The sequence below is a fragment of the Halocynthiibacter styelae genome (genome assembly GCF_016123485.1).
Lineage (GTDB): Bacteria > Pseudomonadota > Alphaproteobacteria > Rhodobacterales > Rhodobacteraceae > Halocynthiibacter > Halocynthiibacter styelae.
On record NZ_JADCKQ010000017.1, the window covers coordinates 1 to 15656 of the forward strand.

15 protein-coding genes are annotated in these 15656 nt (G+C 52.2%); 3 read left to right on the forward strand and 12 right to left on the reverse strand.

The features are described from left to right. Positions 1-93: 93 nt before the first annotated feature. From H1D41_RS16600 to H1D41_RS16610, 3 genes are read right to left on the reverse strand one after another with little or no spacing between them, the layout of a single operon-like run. Positions 94-384, reverse strand: a complete 291-nt coding sequence (locus H1D41_RS16600) for an enoyl-CoA hydratase/isomerase family protein (RefSeq protein WP_228849974.1) — start codon at positions 382-384, stop codon at positions 94-96. Positions 385-395: 11 nt separating this feature from the next. Beyond that, complete coding sequence (locus tag H1D41_RS16605; protein ID WP_228849975.1) at positions 396-1082, reverse strand: dimethylsulfonioproprionate lyase family protein; 687 nt, start codon at positions 1080-1082, stop codon at positions 396-398. After that, on the reverse strand, positions 1079-2638 hold the full coding sequence (locus H1D41_RS16610; RefSeq protein ID WP_228849976.1) for a fatty acid--CoA ligase: 1560 nt from the start codon (positions 2636-2638) through the stop codon (positions 1079-1081). The genes H1D41_RS16605 and H1D41_RS16610 overlap by 4 nt, the downstream gene beginning before the upstream one ends. Positions 2639-2920: 282 nt before the next feature. Between H1D41_RS16610 and H1D41_RS16615 the strand changes: the two genes are divergently transcribed. Next, complete coding sequence (locus tag H1D41_RS16615; protein ID WP_228849977.1) at positions 2921-3841, forward strand: LysR substrate-binding domain-containing protein; 921 nt, start codon at positions 2921-2923, stop codon at positions 3839-3841. A gap of 16 nt (positions 3842-3857) precedes the next feature. Here the strand turns inward: H1D41_RS16615 and H1D41_RS16620 are convergent, their stop codons facing one another. From H1D41_RS16620 to H1D41_RS16640, 5 genes are all read right to left on the reverse strand, one after another. Further along, positions 3858-4913, reverse strand: coding sequence for a quaternary amine ABC transporter ATP-binding protein (locus tag H1D41_RS16620; RefSeq protein WP_228849978.1), 1056 nt, complete (start codon positions 4911-4913; stop codon positions 3858-3860). Between the two features lie 11 nt (positions 4914-4924). After that, the gene (locus H1D41_RS16625; protein WP_228849979.1) at positions 4925-5956 is read right to left on the reverse strand and encodes an ABC transporter permease; all 1032 of its coding nucleotides are present in this window, start codon (positions 5954-5956) and stop codon (positions 4925-4927) included. 65 nt (positions 5957-6021) lie between these two features. Further along, positions 6022-6993, reverse strand: coding sequence for a glycine betaine ABC transporter substrate-binding protein (locus H1D41_RS16630; protein ID WP_228849980.1), 972 nt, complete (start codon positions 6991-6993; stop codon positions 6022-6024). Positions 6994-7492: 499 nt separating this feature from the next. Next, a complete protein-coding gene (locus H1D41_RS16635) occupies positions 7493-7723 on the reverse strand; it encodes a hypothetical protein (RefSeq protein WP_228849981.1) in 231 nt (76 codons plus the stop codon). A gap of 399 nt (positions 7724-8122) precedes the next feature. Then, positions 8123-8827, reverse strand: a complete 705-nt coding sequence (locus H1D41_RS16640; protein ID WP_228849982.1) for a hypothetical protein — start codon at positions 8825-8827, stop codon at positions 8123-8125. Between the two features lie 89 nt (positions 8828-8916). Between H1D41_RS16640 and H1D41_RS16645 the strand changes: the two genes are divergently transcribed. Then, positions 8917-9735: a hypothetical protein gene (locus tag H1D41_RS16645; protein ID WP_228849983.1), complete on the forward strand. Its 819-nt coding sequence runs from the start codon at positions 8917-8919 to the stop codon at positions 9733-9735. 77 nt (positions 9736-9812) lie between these two features. Beyond that, positions 9813-10451: a 3'-5' exonuclease gene (locus H1D41_RS16650; RefSeq protein ID WP_228849984.1), complete on the forward strand. Its 639-nt coding sequence runs from the start codon at positions 9813-9815 to the stop codon at positions 10449-10451. Positions 10452-10628: 177 nt separating this feature from the next. Here H1D41_RS16650 and gyrB read toward each other — a convergent pair whose 3' ends face one another. The 4 genes from gyrB to recF form a co-directional block, all read right to left on the reverse strand. Further along, on the reverse strand, positions 10629-13046 hold the full coding sequence (gene gyrB / locus H1D41_RS16655) for a DNA topoisomerase (ATP-hydrolyzing) subunit B (protein WP_228849985.1): 2418 nt from the start codon (positions 13044-13046) through the stop codon (positions 10629-10631). A 77-nt stretch (positions 13047-13123) separates the two neighbouring features. Then, on the reverse strand, positions 13124-13744 hold the full coding sequence (locus tag H1D41_RS16660) for a LysE family translocator (RefSeq protein WP_228849986.1): 621 nt from the start codon (positions 13742-13744) through the stop codon (positions 13124-13126). Continuing rightward, the gene (locus tag H1D41_RS16665; protein WP_228849987.1) at positions 13741-14559 is read right to left on the reverse strand and encodes a nucleotidyltransferase domain-containing protein; all 819 of its coding nucleotides are present in this window, start codon (positions 14557-14559) and stop codon (positions 13741-13743) included. The genes H1D41_RS16660 and H1D41_RS16665 overlap by 4 nt, the downstream gene beginning before the upstream one ends. Further along, entirely contained in the window at positions 14543-15649 is a 1107-nt protein-coding gene (gene recF / locus H1D41_RS16670; protein WP_228849988.1) for a DNA replication/repair protein RecF, read from the reverse strand. Before recF ends, H1D41_RS16665 begins: the two co-directional genes overlap by 17 nt. Positions 15650-15656: the final 7 nt, after the last annotated feature.

Here is a 15656-nt window from a genome sequence, read left to right on the forward strand (position 1 = left end):
CCCACTGGTCAGCGCGATACGCACCGCATCTTGGCGGAATTCGTCCGTCCGTTTCAGTCCCATAGTCAGTCTCCTTTGTTGCAGTAAATGCTATCAAAGGAGCGGCATCAAACCGCGACAGGTCCAGCATGCCTCAATAGTCAGGCACAGATCCGGCAGATCCGGTTTGTCCCACACGGCCCCCGTGCGAAACTCTGCGATGTCGGCCCCTCCGCAAAAAAGCGGCAGGGCCGAGCGCAGAACGATAGCCTGGATTTGGTCATCGGCATCCAACTCTTGAATGGCTGCCGATAGCGCCTTTCGCATTTTTAGGCCAAGGGCATTCACGGGCGGGGCGTTCAGCTCGATACAAGCGACGCCACCAATGCGTTCAATGGAAATCATGGTTGGAATCCTCAGTTAAGCTGTTGGGCAAGATCCTGTTCAATCTCAGCCCAATCATCAAAGTGGATCACGTTGCAGCGTGAATTTATGTTCTCAAGCCAGACAAAGACCGAAATAAATGGTTTTTCATAGACACGGGTGGCATGAGGTTCGCCCGCCGCATTCCAAATCAGCGAACCGGCCGGATAATCCTGCCAGTCTTGGGTCCCGAATCGCCAACCTGTTTTGTCCGATAGATTTAGATACAGCTCGGGTGCGTCATGGTTATGGTCCCGGTAAAGGGTGCGCGCGCCAAGCATGAAGATGCCTAAGTTAAAGTCCGGATGGTGATACCCACATGCATCAGGTCCGATGAGCAAACTGTGCAGGTTGCACTTTTTGTACCCGTCTCCCAGATCAGCGCCGGGGGGATAATATTGGGCATTGTCTTCGCGCCAGACCAGATCATCTTTGGCAGCCGTCAGGCAATTTGCAATTTCATGCAATTCGGATGCGGAAATCCCTGAAATGGCATCTGTTAGTGTCTTATCATGACGGGTTCCTTGGGGAGGCGTATCAATGAGTTGCTCGCCCGTCAGGTCCATGGTTGCCAGCTTTTCCAATGTCAGATCAACGCCGCGTACATCTTCGCGGTGCGCCTCTAAAAATTGGATGATCGATTGGATAAGTGCTTGAATGCGGGAATTTTTAACTGTCATGATAATTTGTCCGAACGTGTTGAAATGTCCTGTCGTATGAGCTTTTTGTCGAGCTTGCCGACGCTGGTTTTGGGAAGTTGGGCAACAAATATGATGTCGTCTGGAACCGCCCATTTTGACAGTTCACCTACTTCGACGCGCGACTGGATTTTGTCTTTGACGCTCCTGCGTACGAGATCCGGGTCGGTCTCTTTTACGATTTGAGCAACCAACACCGGTCTTTCACCCCACTTTGGATGCGGAAGCCCTATCGCGGCGACGTCCTCAATACCTGCGCAAGATGATGCGATGTTTTCCAGAGCCAATGAGGATATCCATTCACCTCCGGTTTTGATCACATCCTTGAGACGATCTGTGATCTGTAGCGACCCGTTTTCGCGGATGAATCCAACATCGCCTGTGTGCAGATATCCACCTGCCCAAAGATCTTCAGAAGCTTGTTCGTCCCCCAGATAGCCCTGCGTCAACCAAGGCGCTCGGGCCACAACTTCGCCGGTTGTTTCACCGTCATGCGGGACGTCCTGCATATCCGGCGTCACAACCCGAAGGTCGACAAGCGGACCGGGAAAACCGGTTTGGGCCTGGACTTTGGGATCATCACTGGTCAGGTCTGCCACAGTCAAAAACGGACAGGTTTCGGACATCCCATAGGCGGCATGCAAGGATATCCCCTCCGTCGCCGCGCGATCCTGCAGACCGCGCGGCAAGGCCGCTCCACCAATGATGACTTTCCATTGGCGCAGATCTGTTTTTACGCACAGAGGATCATCGAGCACCATTGACAATATGGTTGGAACGCAATGGGAAAATGTGACGCCTTCGGAGGCAATCAACTGCAAAATTGTGTCAGGCGTGTAGCGCCCCGGATAAACCTGACGTAGCCCCAGCATCGTTGCCGCATATGGAAACCCCCATCCATGAACATGGAACAGGGGCGTCAGGGGCATGTAAACGTCGCCGCGATGAAACCCGGCATTCCCTGAGAATGAGCCAAACCCAGAGGTCAGACCCAGTGTATGAAGCACCAGTTGACGGTGTGTGTAACTTACGCCCTTGGGATTGCCCGTGGTTCCGGTTGTATAGAACAGTGTTGCGGTTTGGTTTTCGTCAAAATCCGGGAAGTCAAAGCTGGTTGAGGCGCCCCCAATCCAATTTTCATATTCCTCACCATCTCCCATCGGAACAATGGTGATGTCGCGGTCAAAGCCTGACCTGATTTCATCAATTAGTGGCATGAAATCCTGATGCACCATAATCAGGTCCGGCTGGCCGTGATTGATCGTATAAAGGACCTGCGCAGGTGATAAACGGACGTTGATGGTGTGCAAGACGGCGCCCATCATTGGCACTGCAAAGAAGCACTCAAGATAACGGTGTGTGTCCCAATCCATAACTCCGACACGCATTCCCGCACTGACGCCACTGGCCGTTAGGGTGTTGGCAAGCTGTGCGATACGCTTGTTGAGTTGCGCATAACTCAGTCGTGTATCGGTTCCGCTAACAATTTCCTGGGTAGCAGATACCAGCTTTGATCGGGTCAAAAGCTGTTTGATCAATAGCGGGTAATCAGACCCTTTTGGTGTCGGTGATGTGGGAAGCATACAGGCGAAATCCTAACGTTCATTCGCCTACCAAATTGACATTGTTCGGTGGGTAGAAGAACTGAAAGAAATTTTCGGTCGTCAAGGATTTCTAACCAATCAAAGCGCGCTGAAAATTGCAATTTTTTCAGCCGAACGATATATGAGGCGGTGAAAAATCCTGACAGAGTTTCGCCCTACGTCAGCAAACCCCGCTAAGCGATGAACGTATTGGCCCAATGAAAAGGATCATTGCTATTGCCCCATATCCCCACATTGGTTTCGCTCCGCGCCTTTGAGGCCGTCGCGCGACACAAGAGCTTTCGCAAAGCCGCTGACGAGATATGTGTGACGCACGCGGCGGTCAGCCACCAGATTAAGGCGCTGGAGAAATCAATTGGTGTTCAACTCCTGGAACGCACAAGCCGTTCGGTTGAGCTGACCCCGGCAGGTGAACAGTACTATCCGCCGATCCGCGAACATATACGTGGAATAATCAAGGCTACACAGCGGCTTCAGGCACCAGAAGAACCAGACGTTTTGCTCGTTCAGTCATATGCCAGTTTCAATACGATGTGGTTGCAGCCCAGGCTGGCGGATTTCCTCCAAGACAATCCGAACACACGTGTCCGCATTATCTCAACCTTTGAAGACGGGGACTATGATATGCACCGGTTTGATGTTGGCGTGTTCAATGCGCCACCATTTGACAAGAGGTTTGACTACAGCCCTCTGTTTGAAACTGACATTTACCCAGTTTGTGCACCCGAAGCTTTGTCCTCATCAAGCACTGGACTATCGCTGGAAGAGTTAAAGAACTTCCTGTTGTTGAGTGTCCCGAGCACATGGAACGAACCAGATGACTGGGACCGCTGGCTGGATGCGGCAGGTCTCAGTCGTGAATCCATGAAATTTGGATCGATCTTTGACAATTATCCGTTGGTTCGAGAGGCCGTTCTGAACAATCATGGGATCAGTGTTGCGCGGGCGCCTTTTTGCGCGCGCGACCTTGAAAGAGGGCGTTTGATAAAGCCGTTCGATTTATCAGTGCCGGAGCCGGGGCAGTGGTATCTTGCGACCCCAAAAGAAAGAGCGCGGAACCCAAAGCACGAGACCTTCGTCGACTGGTTGTTCGAACAAATTGAAGCCGACCCAACCATGCGGTTCTTCCGCGGTTGATTGGATCGGTGCAACGTTAACGAATGTCGCCTGAGCGCGAAGCGTTTGCATGGGCCGGAACGAGAGCCTTGACCAGTTCCTTCATGTCCAGAAAACCGACAGGGACGCCTTCAGCACACACACGATAGTTCTTTTGTGTGTCACCTCCCGATAGTTCGATAACGCTTTCGAGAGTCGCATTTTGATCGACTTCACCTGCGATGTGATCGCCATCTTCGCCAGGATGCATGATGGAACGAACACGTAATACTCTTGCCCGGTTGATGTCTCCGACAAAGTCCTCGATGTAGGGATCAGCTGGATTAAGCAGGATCTCTTGCGGCTCGCCCTGCTGCACCACGGCACCATCTTTCAGGATGACAAGATGATCCGCCAGCTTCAACGCTTCGTCGAGATCATGGGTGATGAACACGATGGTCTTGTGGAGCTCCGTCTGCAGTTCGAGCAGCAGGTTCTGCATGTCTGTACGAATAAGAGGATCAAGCGCCGAAAAAGCTTCGTCCATGAGCATAATGTCAGAATTGGATGCCAGCGCCCGTGCAATCCCCACACGTTGCTGCATCCCACCTGATAGCTGATGGGGATAGTGTCCTTCAAAACCCGCCAGCCCGACACGATCCAGCCATTTTACCGCTTCTGCTTCACGCTCGGAGGTGCTTTCGCCGCGCACCTCAAGCGCCATGGCAGCGTTTTGCAGAACCGTTCTGTGGGGGAACAGCGCAAATTTCTGAAAGACCATCGACATTTTGGTTTGGCGAAACCGCAACAACTCAGCCGCGGACAAGGTCAGGATATTCTGGCCGTCGATTTCGATTTCACCCGCCGTAGGTTCGATCAACCTGTTCACGTGCCGGATCAGGGTCGATTTTCCTGAACCAGACAGCCCCATCACCACTGTTATTTCTCCGGCTTTCATATCCACGTTGATGTTCTGCAATCCAAGAACATGACCATGCTTTTGAAGCAGCTCAGCCTTTCCCATTCCTGCCAGAACATGCGGCAAAACCGTCTGAGGTCTTGCGCCGAATATCTTATAAAGACCACGGATGCTAAGTTGTGTTTTGCGCGTCATATTTAGATCTCTCACCCGTTTTCATGTGTGACGTTGATACGGGCAAGCGCCGCTTTGGTTGTGCGGTCAAGAACGACCGCAAGCAGGACAATCCCAAGACCGGCAATCAGGCCCACGCCCAATTCCAGATTGCGAATACCGCGCAAAACAAGAACCCCAAGGCCTGGTGCGGAAACGAGAGAGGCAATAACAACCATCGCAAGGCTCATCATGATGGTTTGGTTTACACCCGCCATAATATTGGGCAGAGCCAGCGGAATTTCGACACCCAAAAGCTTTTGTCGTGCATTCATCCCATAGGCATTTGCGGCCTCGATGACGTCCTTATCAACAAGGCGAATGCCCAAATCGGTCAATCGAATGACCGGAACAATGGCGTAAACAATGATCGCAATGCCGTAGAGTTTGCTTTCGGTCACCGAAAACAGGAAAATCAGAGGAATGAGATACACAAAGCTGGGCAAGGTCTGAAGCAGGTCAAGCAACGGAAGCATGACTCGCTGAAGGGTGTTTGACTTTGCCATAAGAATGCCGATCGGAACCCCCAGAATGACACATAGCCCGGTACAAACGAAGATGATCGACAATGTCTGAATGGCAGCATCCAAGTGGTCTATGACCCCCAGAAACAGAAAGGCGCAAGCAACAAAAATTGTGACACCGACCGAGCGCGAGACGTACCAAGTCAACCAAAAAAGTGCCGGGAGCAAGACCCACCAGGGAACCGCAAGAAAGGCCCAAAGAGCACCATCCAAGGCCCAAGATAATGGCTGTGTCACCGGATCCAAAACGACTTTCATCGCATCTTTTGCCGAAAGGAATACGTCCTCCAAACCTGATGTCATGTCACGGGTCTGCGGAATTGCGGAACAGGATTCATGAAGATTGTCGAGGGATGGAAAGGGAATGCCGCTGTTTGCCTCGGCGTTTGCATCGCCTCTGCTTTTTGCCAGCAGTTGCGCCATGCTCATCGGGCCATCGTTGCCCTCGCCACACCACGTAGTGAGGCCAAGCACGTCGAAGATCTTATCATAGAACGCCATCGGTCCCGCTTTCTTTTATCAGGCTGGGGCATCAGGGGCGCCGCAAAGACGCCCCTGACATTAGGTCATTGCAACAGTGGAGACAGTTTCTCGCGTGCAGCATCGTTCAGCCATGCGCCCCAGACATCATTGTAGGTCGTCAGGAAATGTACAGCACCTTCCTCGTAAGAGGCTTGGTTGTCTTCAACCCAAGCCAAAGTTTCTCCCATCTGCGCATTGGTGAACGACAGATTGGTCATCAGATCCGAAATTTCTGTATTTTCGGCCATGAAATCCTTGGAAAGGACTGTGGTTACAACGCTTTGCGGGTAGTTACTCAATGCAGGTGTTTCACATTCCGCCGTAATGTTGCAGGTGTGTTTTTCTGGATCATGTGGGCCCAATTCCACCAGTGTCATCGGGTATTTTCCAAGAATGGAAGACGGCGCCCAGTAGAACCCAAACCAGGGTTCCTTATCTTCAAAGGCAGTGGCGATTGAGGCAGCAAGCGTTTCACCCGACCCATGAACAAAATTGTCCAAACCCGCATCGATAAGCCCACTTGCCTTCAGTAGGTTGGTATTCGCGTTGATAGAGACCCAACCTTCGGGGCTGTTGTGAAATCGGTTCCCAACCAGCTCTGGATTTGCAACGATACCTTCGATAGTTGCCAGTTCAGGATGTTCCTCAACCAGATAATTGGGAACAAAGAACCCTTCGACCCCACCATCTGAAAGAACTTCGTTGACCGGAATGATCTTGCCGGAATCGACCAGCCCCTGATATGCAGGCGCTCCGTTGGTCCAAATCTCGGTCAAAATATCTGGCTTTCCAGTTTCAGCCACCGACGCCAGCGCAGGGATGCTACTTAGCGGGATAGTGGTGACGTCACACCCGTATCCTTCCTCCATCAAAAATTTCGACACGGCTGTCACGATTTGGGCCGATCCCCAGTCGCCTTGCATAATGGACACTTCACCGCATTCATTTGCTTGGGCCGCCGAGGCGGTGATTGCCGCTGCAAACACACACCCAAGACCCGCTGATACTTTGAACATTTCTTTCCTCCCTGTAATCGACGAAACGTGGACGGGGAAACGATCCAAGCCAAAATTCGCCTTGATTATAGCGATGATTAGTATCGACAAGCATGGGAGTGAAGAACTGAAAAGATTTTTGGATCATGTACAAATGATTACCAGTCGGGCGTAGAGGACAGAGGCGAGTTTTGTGATTTTTGTTCCCACAAAGGCTTCCCAAATGTGAATTCTCAGCTGGAAGTACCGATGAATATTCGCCTCAATCCAACAATGGCAGGAGGTATCATAGTACACGAGGAGGTCCGGTTTGTGATTAACGCGAGCCTTCCACCGTACTGCAACACAAGCTAATTGGGACTCAAACGGCCCTCTAATGCAACGCAGCATCTTGTGCTATGATGGACATTCGAAGGTCTGCATAGCCTCATCCATCCAAGAAGTTCGCACTTGCGGCGAACTTCCGCTTTCCACCCAACTTCAAAACGATGTTGAGCTTCCGAACAGTTTTGGCGAGTTGTCAGTTCTGGTGGTCACCATCATCTTCCACAAGAAGGCTCTTCTTATCATCGAGGGGATCAAGAACTTGGTCGAGCTTCTCGAAAGGCGCGGTCTCATGAAACCGTTCCACAAGTTTGGGATCATCAACGGAATCCCGGCCGCGCGTCCAAACCAGCCAGGTGAAGTAGGCCACTGTCACTGCTGTCATCAAAATGCAAACGATCAAGAAGGCGGTTTCAAACAAAGTCACTTTGATTTCTCAGCAACAGGCGTGACCAATAAGTCGTCGAGCCCTTTTACAAGATCCGATAGAGCGACAAGTAACCCACGAGTTGCCTTCCCATCTTGAAAGGCGCCGACAGTTTTAATGCCCTTTTCGTCTAATTTCTTAACCAACGATCGGGATGTGGTGTCGAGCTGTTTGGCCAGAGATGACACTTGGACGTGTGTTGCTTGAAATGCAGCAAGTGCTTCAGGGGTGATAATTCTCGACAGACCTCGGGAATGGCTACCGAGGTCATGCTCTATCAAACCAGCGTCACACCAATGTGCAATACATTGCTCTTTCCAGCCTGTGATCGGGGCAACTTCTTGGACCGTCTACCCTCTAATTCAATGATTTCACCAACGCATTGCACGTTCTCGAAGGTCATAGGGGCAACCTCTCGAGCGAAATATGACGATTTTCTTGAGCAGATATAAGGGTTTTCACCCCAAGGCGGCTTTCATGAAGTTCGGCATGTAAGACGCCTTGCGCTATCGCAGCAAGGATGAGATTTTGTGGAATCTGTTGGTTCGTGGTCAGCTCACCAATGGTTGCAGCCATCCCAGCTGCAGAAGCAACCATTCGCTGTTCAGCGCTGGAAAATTGGCAACTCTGATAGGGATGCAACAATCTGATGTTCTGACAAAAAACCTCTGGGAAGAAGGTTTCGTCGACCAGGACAAGCCGCAATCCATAGTTTTTCAAGATTGAGGGATATTCCAGCGCGTCAGGTGATCTTTCAATCAGCCGAGAATGCTTGGTCTCGATGAATACTATTCCTGTTTCGAGGGTGACCTCAAAATCTGGTGTGTAAGGGCGCGATTTGTACTCCAACCCCTCGAAAGAACGGTGAAGGTGAGCTTTGGTTGCGAAAACTCGTCCGGTACCCATTTCGATCGTCATGGGTTGAGGCCGAAAAGTCATCACTCTCGGATCAAGGGACAGAGATATTGCCATGCTGGTTTCAAGGCGAGTTTCCAGTTTGATGATGCCTGGGCTCTTTTTCAGCGAAATATTGTGGGCCTTTTTCATTTGTCCACGTTTGTGAATAGTCCGCGCCACTGGGTCGGCTTGCTTGTCCACTCGCATATTTTTCCCTTTCCTGATTCGGTTAGTAATACTAACATCAACATCAGAGATTTCGAAAATTTCGAAACAAACCGGTTTGAGAGCCCAAAATGACTGTGCAACAACCCCTCAAAGACATTGCCTCTGAAACGAACTGGATCACGTTCGCCAAGAAGCTTCGCACCGCTGTGAAAATTCGGGAGGATTACGGCTTCAAAGATCTCGATGACATTCTCGACAGGGTTGCAGAGCTTCGTGGTCAGGACCGTGCCAGCCTAAGAAATCCGGTCTACGCTGAAAAATGGCTCGAGAAGAACGCACCTGATGTCCATGCAGCAGAACCGGAACACATCGCCATGACATCCGTTCTTAAACTGATCCTACTTGAGCGTATGTCGGAAGTTGCAGTTTTAGAGTTCGCTCCAAAGGTATTTGATGGCACCGCAACCCGCTTAGAACTCAACCAAAAGATCGAACAAGCAAAGCGAAAAACTGATCAATCAGTGGGCGTTGGGCACGACCGGTGGCACAGAAAACGGGAGTATGAGGATTCTATCAAACGGTATCTTGAAAACAATACTGGAATCTTGGGCAAAGGTGGGAAGACCGTGCTGCGCCCTCGGAATAGATCGAAGCCAGTTCCCTGCGACTTTGAACTGCTGCGAAGCGGAATGCCAATTGCAGCAATAGAAATAAAAAGTCACCGGCAGAAAATCACGCGCAAGTTCCAAGTAGAGACTTTGGCTGTGGCATCCCTTTTGCTCCGAGAGTTTCCAGAGACCTACATAATTGCACCGACAAGCTGGGAACGCTCAATGCCATCGTTGATAGATTTGCGCGAACAGCTCAGCTTGCAGAACGTCAAGTTCGCAATCTTTGACGCAGAAATTGCCAATGATCATCCTGAGAAGGCCCTACAAATACGATAGAGGCACCGAACTGCATGGCCCGAGACTTATTTTGAAAACCTCGCACATCCGAGCGGACAACATGCACGGTGAGAACGATGGACAAAGATGAACTCAACGAGATTGCCAAAATGTTGGGAGAGCCTGGCCCCAACGAAGAGCTATTCTTTGCGCGACGTCGCGCGCTTGGCCTTGGAGCTGGTCTCGATGAAAACGGCGAGATAGTTAGTGTAGGAGGGCCGGTCTTTATCGATTTTGAGGCATCCTCCTTGAGCCAAGATAGCTGGCCAATTGAAGTCGGGGTGGCATGGCTTAACGAGACGAAAGTTGTCATTGAAAGCAAGCTCATTCAGCCAAGGCCAGATTGGTTGGAAAGTGACTGGAACGCGGAAAGTCAGAACGTTCACGGCATTCAGAGATCTGAGCTTGATGATGCATCACCGCCGGACGACGTGGCCAAATGGCTGTTGGAAACAGTTGGAGGCAGGCCATTGTTTTCAGACGCGCCTAAATTCGATCAGCGCTGGCTGAATCGTCTACTCAACCAACCTAGCCCAGAGATCTCTGACTTCGAAGGAGCGGTACCAGAAGGAATTTCTAAACCTTCAAACGCAATAGATTTAGAGCGAGGCATAAAGGAAATGCTATCGCAGGAACATCAAGAGCGATTTGACGTCATCGTTCTTGATGTCGAAGCACCCAATAAAACTAAGAAATCAGGCGAACAGCAGCCGTAGTGAATTCCCGCTTTCCGCCCAAACGGCAGAATGGACGGTCAGGAATTTTCATCTATCTGACATTCGGTGCAATCTGCAGAAAACCGCTTCAGGCAGCTCGGTTCAAATGAATGAAACAAGCTGCCCGAGTGCAAATTTATACTCTAAGTGCAAAGTTATGCCCGAACCTACAGAAAATCAGAAGTCGAGGTTTTCCACGCTCAGCGCGTTGCTTTGAATAAAGTCGCGGCGGGGTTCAACCACATCCCCCATCAGCTTGGTAAAGATGTCATCAGCTTCTGCCAGATCATCAATTTTCACCTGCAGCAATGTACGTGCATCCGGGTCAAGCGTGGTTTCCCAAAGCTGATCCGGGTTCATTTCACCCAGGCCTTTATACCGCTGCAGGGACAGGCCCTTTTCGCCTTCCGCCAGGATCGCTTTCAACAGTTCTGTCGGGCCATGGACCTCGACCACTTTATCCTTGCGGATCAGCTTTGCAGGTTGGCCATAGGTTTCTTTCAGACTGTCCGTATAGCTGCCCAGCTTGCGGGCCTCGCCGGAACGCAGCACATGACCATCCAGCGTGCGCACTTCTTCCACACCGCGCAACAAACGCGCAAGACGAATGCCTTTGTCCTGTGTCGGGCGGCCTTGCCAACCGCGTTCATATTCCAGCGCAATCGCGTCCAGACGCGCGGCAATCGCATCCGCAACGCCTTGCAGATTCTGATCAACAGCACCGGGCACAAAGGCGGCGGCAATCGCGGCCTGTTCCAGGATGTGTTGCGGGTGATGGGTGGCGAAAGCCTGCAGAGTGCGACGCACCAGGCGGGCTTCTTCAACGACGCGCTTCAGATCTGCACCGGTGATTTCCTCGCCAGAGGCCAGACGCAGAACTGCGCCATCAATGCCCTGTTCAATCAGGTAATCATCAAGTGCAGCCTGATCCTTCAGGTAAACTTCTGACTTACCGCGAGCAACCTTATAAAGCGGTGGCTGCGCGATATAGAGATACCCACCTTCAATCAGTTCCGGCATCTGACGGAAGAAGAAGGTCAGCAGAAGCGTCCGGATGTGCGCACCGTCGACATCCGCATCGGTCATGATAACGATCTTGTGGTAGCGCAGCTTTTCGATGTTGAATTCATCGCGGCCAATACCAGTGCCAAGCGCCATCACCAGGTTACCGATTTCCTGGCTCGCCAGCATGCGATCAAAACGGGCGCGTTCCACGTTCAGGATCTTACCACGCAGGGGCAGGATCGCCTGAGTCATCCGGTCACGACCCGTCTGCGCAGAGCCACCCGCAGAGTCACCCTCCACCAGGAAGACTTCGGTTTTGGACGGATCTTTTTCAGAACAATCCTTCAGTTTCCCGGCCAGGAAGTTCACATCCATCGCCGTCTTACGGCGGGTCAGATCGCGGGCTTTGCGCGCGGCTTCGCGGGCATGAGCTGCTTCAACGATCTTGGAAACGATCATTTTGGCTTCGGTTGGGTTTTCTTCAAACCATTCTGTCAGCTTTTCGTTCATCAGACCTTCAACGGCCGGGCGAACTTCGGAACTGACAAGCTTGTCTTTGGTTTGGGACGAGAATTTCGGATCAGGTACTTTGACGGACAGCACACAGGTCAGACCTTCGCGCGCGTCATCGCCGGTAAAGTTGATCTTTTCCTTCTTCGCAATGCCAGAGGACTGCGCATAGGCGTTGATTGTCCGGGTCAAAGCACCCCGGAAACCGGCCATATGCGTGCCGCCATCGCGCTGCGGGATGTTGTTGGTAAACGGCAGCACATTTTCATGATAGCTGTCGTTCCACCACATCGCGACTTCAACGCCGATGTCATCTTTTTCACCGCGCACAAAGATCGGTTCTGGCATCATTGGTGTCTTGGAACGGTCGAGATATTTCACGAATTCCTTAACACCGCCGTCATAAAACAGCTCACTTTTCAGGGGCTCTGCAGGGCGTTCATCCTGTACAAGGATGCGCACGCCAGAATTCAGGAACGCCAGTTCGCGCAGGCGTTTTTCCAGTGTCTCAAAGGAATATTCGAGGTTTGAGAAGGTATCGGTCGAAGCAAGGAAGCGCACTTCGGTGCCCTTTTTGCCATTTGCATCGCCAACAACACGCAAGTGTTCCACGGTTTCGCCGTGAGAAAACTTTGCGTAATGTTCTTTGCCGTCGCGCCAGACACGTAGTTCCAGCCAGACAGACAGAGCGTTCACAACGGACACACCCACGCCGTGCAGACCGCCGGATACCTTGTAGGAATTGCTGTCGAACTTACCGCCGGCGTGCAGCTGGGTCATGATAACTTCGGCTGCGGACACGCCTTCTTCTTCGTGCATGCCAACGGGAATACCGCGCCCGTTGTCATAAACAGATACGCTGGAATCCGCGTGAATTGTTACGCTGACGTGGTCCGCATGATTGGCAAGTGCTTCGTCAATGCCGTTGTCCACAACTTCATACACCATATGGTGCAGACCAGAGCCATCATCTGTGTCCCCGATATACATGCCAGGGCGCTTGCGAACCGCCTCTAAGCCCTTGAGAACCTTAATAGAATCTGCGCCATATTCTTCTGGCTGCTGATTGTCGTCAGACATACTGCACTTCCTCGTAATTTAGCGATTTTTATAGCCGATTTCATCAAGGGTGTCACGCGGATCGCAACAGATTTATGTCAGGTGAAAGGGATCACCAGACCAACCCCGATCAGAAGCCAGCCCGCGATGATATTCATGCGCCTGATTGCCCCTGGCGTGGTCACCAGACGACGCATCCGATCGACAAAAAGCGCAAAGAACGTGTTACCCACCAGCGGCACCAGCATAGAGACCAGACAGATCGCAACGATGTCTGGTGTGGTGATTTGTGTCAGATCAAAAAAGCCTGGCAGAATGCCCATATAAAACAGGATCGCCTTGGGGTTTGCCATAATCACAATGACACCTGCAACAAACCCCGCCCAGACACCAGGAGCCGTCAGGCGGCTGTTCTGGTCGATTTCACGGTCAGCATTCCGGATCAACATCACGCCCATCCAGACAAAAAACGCCACTGCAACCCAGCGCAGGATCAGCATAAAGCCGGAAATTTCCTGTACCAGCCAACTGACACCAAGCACCGCCAGAAAAGGCCAGATCGCATCGCCGATGACAACACCAAAGGCCAGCGGCCAGGCCGACCGGAACCCACCCGACATGCCCCGCGCAATGATCGCAACCCAGACAGGGCCAGGCGTCAGAAAAAGCACGCCCACCGCACAGGCATAGAGAAACAGTTCCCAGACGGTCAGAGTCATCTGAACGCCTCCTGCGTCCATTTCATATGCAGGTGGTCAGCCTGCTGCCACAGGGCATCGCAGGATTTGTCACTGCGGGTTGCGGCCAGCCAATCACGCGCCAACGCTTCTTCCTCTGCAACAAGTGTCACCAGGCTTTCAGCGACGGATGTAACAAAGGCCTTTTCACGCGCCTGTTTTTTCTGTTCTGTCAGTTCTGCAAGATCCTTTTGCACCCGTTCCGTGAGATCACACCCGGCAACCAGGACATCCATATTCATCGGCGCAACAGCCTTATCATGCAGGCGCATCCAACGCAAAGCCAGCGTCGGTCGCAAAATATAGAAATAGCGCTTCAGCCTGACTTCACCATCCGGCCCATACAAACGACTTTGCTGACGCTCCATCAAGGAAAGGTAGTGCCAGGTGACAGACCGGCGATCGAGGGCGACACGACAAAAATCCGTCAGATCCTGAACCGCCTCAGGCACAGCAGAATAAACAATCGGCGACTGCAACCATTCCGGCACAACGGCATTTGATCCCATAATCAACTGAAGCGTTTTGGAAAGTTCCCAACCTGAAATATCAAGCTCGTCATCTATAGGACGCTCAACCACATCGCGCTTCTTTTGCAGGGACAAGTGCCAGTCCAGCGGCCGCGCGTAAACAAAGCGCACGTCATAATCACTGTCCGGGCTGTGGAACCCCCAGGCGCGCGACCCGGATTCAATCGCGAACAAGACCCGGATATTTTCCTCAGCCTCGATATCTTTCATCCGGGCTTTAATCAGTTCCTGCATCTGCGGGGAAACAACATCAGGTAATATCGACATAACTCGTTCCATTCTCATCCCCAACACAAAGCCGCATGGCATCCGGTGTAAGGCTGTCAAAAAGTTCCGCACCGGTCCCGGTCATGAAGGCCTGGGCGCCAAGGGCGGTGATTTCGTGATAAAGGGCGGCCCGGCGGGCAGCGTCAAGATGTGCAGCGACTTCATCCAGCAGAAGAATGGGAGGCGCGCCAAAAGATTGGGCAAGTGCGCGACCATTGGCAAGGATAAGCGAGATCAGCAGGGCTTTCTGCTCACCGGTTGAGCATTCTTTGGCGGCCACGCCTTTTGCGGAAAAGATCGCAGACAGATCCGCACGATGCGGACCCACAAGGGTACGTCCGGCGGCAAGATCGCGCGGGCGAGAGGTAACGAAAACCTCTGCCAGCGCATCAACGCCCTCGGCCTGCTCCGCTCCTTCCGGCATGATGATGGCAAGTTCAGACCGCGGAAATTCCGTTTCTGCCCCCGCCTGCGCCAGGGCAATAGCTGCAATTGTATCTGCGCGCGCGGATTGGATCGCAGCCCCGGCCTCAGCCATCTGAACCTCAAGTGCACGATACCAGTGCGGATCACGGATCTGATCTTTCAGCAGGCGATTGCGTTCGCGCATGGCTTTTTCATAGGTCAGCGTGTTCTGTGCGTGCGCCGGATCAAAACTAAGCACCATTCGATCCAGAAACCGCCGCCGTCCATCTGCACCCTCAAGCCAGAGGCGATCCATTGAAGGCACCAGCCAGAGAACACGGGCGATTTTACCAAGCGCCACCTGTGAGGCCGCCTTGCCATCAATACGCACATTGCGCCCCTGCCCGCCCTCAAGCCAGGTTTCGATTTCGTGGACTTGTGAAAGGCTTTGCAATTCAGCCGCAATCTTCCAGCCAAGGCTTTCCGGTTTGCGGATCATATCATCGCTTGCCGCCCGGCGCAGGCCGCGACCGGGGGAAAGCATGGAAATCGCTTCGATGATATTGGTTTTCCCCGCACCATTGGGCCCATAGATCGCAACAGGCCCGGGCGCGCAGTCAATATTCAGTGCTTTGTGAGAGCGGAAATGCGAAAGCCTGAGCTTCCGCAGGGCAAGCCCCGACACAAATCAC